Here is a 6,093-nt window from a genome sequence, read left to right as displayed (position 1 = left end):
CGATACTGGGATTGAACCAGTGACCTCTTCCGTGTCAGGGAAGCGCTCTCCCGCTGAGCTAATCGTCCTTGGAGGTGGAGACGGGATTTGAACCCGTGTAGACGGCTTTGCAGGCCGTTGCCTCGCCTCTCGGCCACTCCACCAGGAGTGTGGGGGTTCGGGAAGGATCCCCCTGCTCTTCCGAGCGAACGACGAGGTTCGAACTCGCGACCTCAACCTTGGCAAGGTTGCGCTCTACCAACTGAGCTACGTTCGCCTGTCTCTCGGGGCGCTTTCGCGTCCCGGCGACGTGTTGAACTGTAGCGGATTCCAGGGCCAGTACAAAAACTCGTTTACGCAGCGTGCTGCGCTGACACCGGCTCGCGGCGGCCCCGGGGCGGCCGCGGGGAGCCGGTCATAGACTCACAGCCGTGCACGACCCCGCTCCCATGGCACGCCTCGGCGGCCTCATCGCCACCGATCTGCGCGATGTCACCAGTGACCCCGCCGCCCTCGACTCCACCGGCTTCTGGGCCGTCTCGGCCGACTTCGAGGGCCGCCTCGTCTGCGCCCGCTTCGGAGACGTACGCGAAGCGCCTCCCGTCCGCGCGGGACGCTGGCAGGGGCCGTCGGCGGATGCCTGGACCAGCTCGCTCGACCGCGAGGCCTACACGGCGGGCGTGCGGCGCATCAGGGAGCACATCGCGGCCGGCGAGGTCTACCAGGCGAATCTCTGCCGCGTCCTGAGCGCACCGATCGGGCCCGACGCGGACGTGGACGCCCTCACCGCCGAGCTGGCCCACGGCAATCCCGCGCCGTACGCAGGAACGATCCGGCTCCCGGAGCACGGCGTGGAGATCGCCACGGCCTCACCGGAGCTCTTTCTGCGGCGCGACGGACGGATCGTCGAGTCCGGGCCGATCAAGGGCACGGGACGGACCGAGGCGGACCTCCTGGAGAAGGACCACGCCGAGAACGTGATGATCGTCGATCTCGTACGCAACGACCTGGGCCGCGTCTGCGCCACCGGCTCGGTCACCGTCCCCGAGCTGTGCGTGGTCGAGAAGCACCCCGGCCTCGTCCACCTCGTCTCCACGGTGCGCGGCGAGCTGGCCGAGGGCGCGGGCTGGCCCGAGCTGTTCGCGGCCACCTTCCCGCCCGGCTCGGTGACCGGAGCGCCCAAGTCGAGCGCGCTCAGGATCATCGAGGCACTGGAGACCTCGCCGCGCGGCCCGTACTGCGGCGGCATCGGCTGGGTGGACGCAGACCGGGGGAGAGGCGAACTGGCCGTCGGGATCCGCACGTTCTGGATCGACCGCGCCGAGGGCGTGCTGCGCTTCGGCACCGGTGCCGGCATCACCTGGGGCTCCGACCCCGAGCGCGAGTGGCAGGAGACCGAGCTGAAGGCGTCCCGACTGCTCGCCGTAGCATCGGGGACGTACGGAGCAAGCGGAGGGAACCACTCGTGAAGATCTGGCTCGACGGCGGCCTGCAGGAGCACGACGAGGCGCGGGTCTCCGTCCTCGACCACGGACTGACCGTCGGCGACGGTGTGTTCGAGACCGTGAAGGCGACCGAGGGCAGGACGTTCGCCCTCACCCGCCACCTCGACCGGCTCGCCCGCTCCGCCCGCGGCCTCGGTCTGCCCGAGCCCGACCTCGACGAGGTGCGCCGCGCGTGCGCCGCCGTGGTCGAGGCCAACCCGATGCCGCTCGGCCGCCTGCGCATCACGTACACCGGCGGCCTCTCGCCGCTCGGCTCGGACCGCGGCGACGCGGGACCGACCCTGGTGGTCGCACTCGGCGAGACCTCCCGCCGCCCGGACAGCACCGCCGTGATCACCGTGCCGTGGACCCGCAACGAGCGCGGCGCCCTGACCGGCCTCAAGACCACTTCGTACGCGGAGAACGTCGTCGCCCTGGCCCGGGCGCACGAACACGGCGCCAGCGAGGCCCTGTTCGCCAACACGGTGGGCCGGCTGTGCGAGGGCACCGGCTCCAATGTCTTCGTCGTCCTCGACGGCGAGATCCACACCCCGCCGGTCGCCTCCGGCTGCCTCGCCGGCATCACGCGGGCCCTCGCGGTCGAGTGGACCGGTGCGCAGGAGACCGACCTGCCGTTCGAGGTGCTCGCCGAGGCCGAAGAGGTCTTCCTGACCTCGACCCTGCGCGACATCCAGGCCGTGCACCGTGTGGACGACCGCGAGCTGGTGCCCGGACCGGTGACCGCCAAGGCGATGCGCGCGTTCGACGAGCGCGCGGCCGACGACCTGGACCCGTAGGCCCGACGGCTCGGCCCGCAGGTACGGCGATGTGGACCGAGTCCGGCCGGGGGATGACGCAGGCCCCCGGCCCTGGGTAGAACTCGTGTGATGACCACGACCCTGCGGCCCACCGCGCCGCTCCACCGCAGCGCCGACGGCGCCCGTTCGCGCCCGTTCCAGGTGTGTGTGAACAGCCGCCCCGTGGGCTCCGTCGAGCTCGCCACCCATCCCGCGTACGGCCCGAGCGTGGGCCGGATCCGCTCGCTGCACATCGAGGAGCCGGACCGCAGGCGCGGCCGGGGCACGGTGGCCGCGCTCGCCGCGGAGGAAGTGCTGCGCAGCTGGCGCTGCACGCGCGTGGAGGCGCAGATACCGGCCGACGCGGACGTGGCCCTGCGCCTGGCCGCCGCACTCGGCTACGTCGAACGCAACCGCGCCATGGCCAAGGAACTCATCGGCCCCGCGCCGGTCCTGCCCGAGGGGTGCCGCGCACGTCCGATGGCCGAGGAGGAGTACCCGGCCTGGCTCGAGGACACCAAGGCCAAATACGTACGGACGTGGATCGAGCGCGGCCTGTCCGAGGAGGCGGCCCACGCCAAGTCCGAGGCGGACCACGCGCAGCTGCTGCCCGACGGCCTCGGTACGCCGGACATGTGGATCACCTGCCTCCTGGACGGCGAGGACGTGGCGGGCACGATCTGGGTCGCGGGTCAGGAGGACGGCCGCTACGTGTACTGGGTGCAGGTCGAGGAGGCCTACCGCGGCCGGGGCCACGGCCGCACCCTGCTCCAGCTCGCCGAACGCGACGCCCGTGCGGCCGGCGCGGCCCGGATCGCCCTGAACGTCTTCACGGAGAACACCCCGGCGCTGCGTCTGTACGAGTCCCTCGGCTACGTGCCGACCTCGCACACCGTCTACAAGCCGCTCTGAGCCGTCGGCCCCGGTCCGGTCGGACGCTTCCGTCCCACCGGACCCGGGGCCAGAATCAAATCTTCAGGCGCCTTCGCCCAGCACCCGGTCGACGATCGTCTCGATGCGCTCGCGGAGCCCGTCCTGGCTCTGCCCGCCGTCGAGCCGCTCGCCGTCGATGACGTACGTGGGCGTGCCGGTCACGCCGATCGCCTTGCCCTCGGCCTGGTCGATGTCCACGATCAGGGTGTGCCGGCCGTCGACGAGGGCGGTGTCCAACTCGTCGGCGTCCAGGCCCAGTTCGCGCGCCACGTCGAACAGCAGCTGCTCGCCCTTCGCGTCGAACTCCTCGACCCGGGCGAGCACCGCCTCCACGAACGGCCAGCCCTGCCCGAGCTCGAAGGCCTCCTCGGCGGCCTGCGCCGCGGCGTAGGAGTGCTTGTGCTTGTCCAGCGGGAAATGCCGCAGCCGTACGTCGAGGCGGTCCCCGTAGCGCTCGCGCAGGGCGCGGACGTCGTCGAGGGCGGTGCGGCAGTCGGGGCACTGGAGCTCGCACCAGAGGTTGAGCACAGCAGGGGCGGGGCTTGCGGGGACGGAGTCGCTCATGGGGCCAGTCTCCCAGTCGCAAGCGCGCCGCCCCAACCCGGACCTGCGGAGGAGAAGAACCCGGAGTTCTCCCTGAGGTCGCCCGGGATCGTGGCCCTCGGACCCCGGACCGGTGCACGATGGAAGGGACCGCCGCGCGGAGAGACCGCCGAGGACCGCACCCCTTGCTGGAGGGCCGGATGCTTGCCGAGACCATCTGTTCCGCTGTGTCCGCGGCAGGCCTGGGCATCGCCGCGATCACCGCGTACCGCAAGCGTTTCCTGGCCGCGACCAGGATCGCCGCCTACTCCCTGATCCCCGTCGGACTCGTGATGACGGGTGTGGTGGAGTGGGTCTCGGACCTGGTCTTCAAGCCGTCCACCTGGGTCGGCGTCGGCATCCTCGGCCTGTCCTGGGTGCTGTTCATGACCAGCCGGGCCGTCGAGCGGCGTACGGGCGTGGGCGGCCGCAAGGAGCGCAAGGCCGCCAAGGCGGGCCGTCGCGAGGCCGTGGAGCCGAAGGCCTCGGCCCCCTCGCTCGGCCAGGGCCGCACCGGCGCCCAGCCGGCCACGCGCGCGAAGGCCGCCGAACCGGCCGAGGACTTCAGCGACATCGAAGCGATCCTGAAGAAGCACGGCATCTGACTCCGCGGCGGACGTCGAAAGGCACCGCTCTTCGCGCCGCGCCCCGCGAACAGCCTCGCGCCGCGTGGTTACGGGTGCGCGCATAGGTATACGCGAAACGGCGAACTCCCCACATCTGTAGGTGTGTTCAGCCCCCTGCGCCCCTCCCGGTGCGTCATCATCGCCCCGAGATGAACACCACCCGGGGCCAGGCCCCCGCACCACCAGCGACCCCGTCGGCGCCTTCCGCGCCCACCCCCGAGGCACGGCCCGCCCCCGAAGCGCGCGGCTGTCTGTTCGCGCTCTCGCAGCCCCCGCTGATGATCTTCCTGGGCGTGATCGGCTGCCTGCTCCTCGCGGCGGCGATCCACGACCTGTTCCTGCTCTGACCCGCGGGTGCCGCGGGCCGGGCCGCCGGACGGTCAGCCCGCGGCCTCCTTGCGCCGCGCGCGGTACGCCGCGACGTGCAGCCGGTTCCCGCACGTACGGCTGTCGCAGTACCGCCGCGAACGGTTGCGCGACAGGTCCACGAACGCGCGCCGGCAGTCCGGCGCCTCGCAGCGCCGCAGCCGCTCCTGCTCGCCCGCGACCACGAAGAACGCCAGGGCCATCCCGCAGTCGGCGGCAAGGTGGTCCGCGACCGAGGCGCCGGGCGCGAAGTAGTGCACATGCCAGTCGAAGCCGTCGTGGTCGGTCAGCTGCGGGGTCGTGCCCGCCGCGGCCACCAGCTCGTTGATCAGCGCGGCGGCCCGCGCCGCGTCCTCGGCCGCGAACACCTGGCAGAACCGCTCGCGGATCTGCCGTACCGCCTCGAGATCCCGCTCCGTCAGCACACCCACACCGCTGATGTCGTGCTCGCGCACGAAGTCCTCGAGGTCGGACACCAAGGAAAGACTGTCGATCCCGTCGGCGCTCCCGTCATCGGGCGCCGTGTTCACCAGATCGACCACGGCGTCCAGCGCGCACCGGGTGTCGTGGGTGATCAGCACATTCGCTCCCTGCGATGAAGGCCGGACTGCTGCCCGCCGATTGCTGGCCGATGCTAGCGGCTGACCCCGCCACGGGCCTCTGCCCGCCTGCCCAGGCCCGTCGCGGGCATGCCCGGCGCCCGGAATGCACGGGCTTGTGCTCACGACAACGGTGCGGACGCCGCGGACGTTCCCGCGGCAACGGGGCAGCCACGTTCGATCCCACGACAACGACGCCGCCGCCGCGGAGGTCCGCGGCGACGGCGCCGGTCACTGCCTGTATGCGGTTGTACGGCCCGGACCGTCTCCCCGAGTGGACGGCGCCGGGCTGCTCCCGGCCTGGCTCAGTTCTCGGCCAGGATGTGCGAGAGCTCGGTATCGAGATCGAAGTGGCGGTGTTCGGTGCCCGGGGGCACAGCGGCGTCGGTCCGCTTCAGGAACGACTCCAGGGCCCGCGCCGGGGCCTCCAGCAGGGCCTCGCCCTCGGGGGAGCTCAGGGCGATGCAGACCACGCCTTGACCGTGACTGCGGGACGGCCAGACACGGACATCACCGGTGCCGGTGGGGCGGTGCAGCCCCTCGGCGAGGAGATCGCGGGCGAAGACCCACTCGACGGTCTCCTCCGCTCCGGTGTGGAAGGTGGCGTGCACGGCGTAGGGATCGGCCGTGTCATACCGCAGTCCTGCGGGTACAGGCAGTGAGGACTCGCTCGACACAACGAGGCGCAGGTGCAGCTCGCAGCTGACCGTGGTGTTCATAAGCGCCA

At 71.8% G+C, this 6,093-nt stretch carries 8 protein-coding genes and 2 tRNA genes; 5 read left to right on the top strand and 5 right to left on the bottom strand.

All coding sequences use genetic code 11. The features are described from left to right. Positions 1-69 precede the first annotated feature (69 nt). Both BLT97_RS10505 and BLT97_RS10500 read right to left on the bottom strand, forming a co-directional pair. Positions 70-143, bottom strand: a tRNA-Cys gene (locus tag BLT97_RS10505). 40 nt (positions 144-183) lie between these two features. Then, positions 184-256, bottom strand: a tRNA-Gly gene (locus tag BLT97_RS10500). 172 nt (positions 257-428) lie between these two features. Here BLT97_RS10500 and BLT97_RS10495 point away from each other — a divergent pair. The 3 genes from BLT97_RS10495 to BLT97_RS10485 all read left to right on the top strand — a co-directional run bounded on the left by BLT97_RS10495 (position 429) and on the right by BLT97_RS10485 (position 3,172). Further along, on the top strand, positions 429-1,448 hold the full coding sequence (locus BLT97_RS10495; RefSeq protein WP_425442683.1) for a chorismate-binding protein: 1,020 nt from the start codon (positions 429-431) through the stop codon (positions 1,446-1,448). Beyond that, the gene (locus tag BLT97_RS10490; protein ID WP_093608547.1) at positions 1,445-2,260 is read left to right on the top strand and encodes an aminotransferase class IV; all 816 of its coding nucleotides are present in this window, start codon (positions 1,445-1,447) and stop codon (positions 2,258-2,260) included. The genes BLT97_RS10495 and BLT97_RS10490 overlap by 4 nt, the downstream gene beginning before the upstream one ends. 90 nt (positions 2,261-2,350) lie before the next feature. Beyond that, positions 2,351-3,172: a GNAT family N-acetyltransferase gene (locus BLT97_RS10485; protein ID WP_093608546.1), complete on the top strand. Its 822-nt coding sequence runs from the start codon at positions 2,351-2,353 to the stop codon at positions 3,170-3,172. 63 nt (positions 3,173-3,235) lie between these two features. Here BLT97_RS10485 and BLT97_RS10480 read toward each other — a convergent pair whose 3' ends face one another. Continuing rightward, the gene (locus tag BLT97_RS10480) at positions 3,236-3,757 is read right to left on the bottom strand and encodes a DsbA family protein (RefSeq protein ID WP_093608545.1); all 522 of its coding nucleotides are present in this window, start codon (positions 3,755-3,757) and stop codon (positions 3,236-3,238) included. Between the two features lie 179 nt (positions 3,758-3,936). Here BLT97_RS10480 and BLT97_RS10475 point away from each other — a divergent pair, with 179 nt between their 5' ends. Beyond that, positions 3,937-4,380, top strand: a complete 444-nt coding sequence (locus BLT97_RS10475; RefSeq protein WP_093608544.1) for a hypothetical protein — start codon at positions 3,937-3,939, stop codon at positions 4,378-4,380. A gap of 170 nt (positions 4,381-4,550) precedes the next feature. Beyond that, positions 4,551-4,748, top strand: coding sequence for a hypothetical protein (locus BLT97_RS10470; RefSeq protein ID WP_245769246.1), 198 nt, complete (start codon positions 4,551-4,553; stop codon positions 4,746-4,748). 33 nt (positions 4,749-4,781) lie between these two features. Here BLT97_RS10470 and BLT97_RS10465 read toward each other — a convergent pair whose 3' ends face one another. Together BLT97_RS10465 and BLT97_RS10460 are read right to left on the bottom strand one after the other, a co-directional pair. Further along, a complete protein-coding gene (locus BLT97_RS10465; protein ID WP_093608542.1) occupies positions 4,782-5,348 on the bottom strand; it encodes a CGNR zinc finger domain-containing protein in 567 nt (188 codons plus the stop codon). Positions 5,349-5,671: 323 nt separating this feature from the next. Next, positions 5,672-6,085 carry an SsgA family sporulation/cell division regulator gene (locus tag BLT97_RS10460; protein ID WP_003987206.1) on the bottom strand — a complete coding sequence of 138 codons (414 nt, stop codon included), beginning with the start codon at positions 6,083-6,085 and terminating at the stop codon, positions 5,672-5,674. Positions 6,086-6,093 lie beyond the last annotated feature (8 nt).

Source organism: Streptomyces indicus, from assembly GCF_900100315.1.
Classification (GTDB): domain Bacteria; phylum Actinomycetota; class Actinomycetes; order Streptomycetales; family Streptomycetaceae; genus Streptomyces; species Streptomyces indicus.
The sequence above is the reverse complement of the archived record's forward strand: the minus strand, read 5'-3'. Positions and strand labels throughout refer to the sequence as shown.

Bases quoted from the DNA above. Each gene is read 5' to 3' on its own strand.
- BLT97_RS10495 (WP_425442683.1), top strand. From the start codon at position 429: ATGGCACGCCTCGGCGGCCTCATCGCCACCGATCTGCGCGATGTCACC.
- BLT97_RS10485 (WP_093608546.1), top strand. From the start codon at position 2,351: ATGACCACGACCCTGCGGCCCACCGCGCCGCTCCACCGCAGCGCCGAC.
- BLT97_RS10480 (WP_093608545.1), bottom strand. From the start codon at position 3,757: ATGAGCGACTCCGTCCCCGCAAGCCCCGCCCCTGCTGTGCTCAACCTC.
- BLT97_RS10475 (WP_093608544.1), top strand. From the start codon at position 3,937: ATGCTTGCCGAGACCATCTGTTCCGCTGTGTCCGCGGCAGGCCTGGGC.
- BLT97_RS10470 (WP_245769246.1), top strand. From the start codon at position 4,551: ATGAACACCACCCGGGGCCAGGCCCCCGCACCACCAGCGACCCCGTCG.
- BLT97_RS10460 (WP_003987206.1), bottom strand. From the start codon at position 6,085: ATGAACACCACGGTCAGCTGCGAGCTGCACCTGCGCCTCGTTGTGTCG.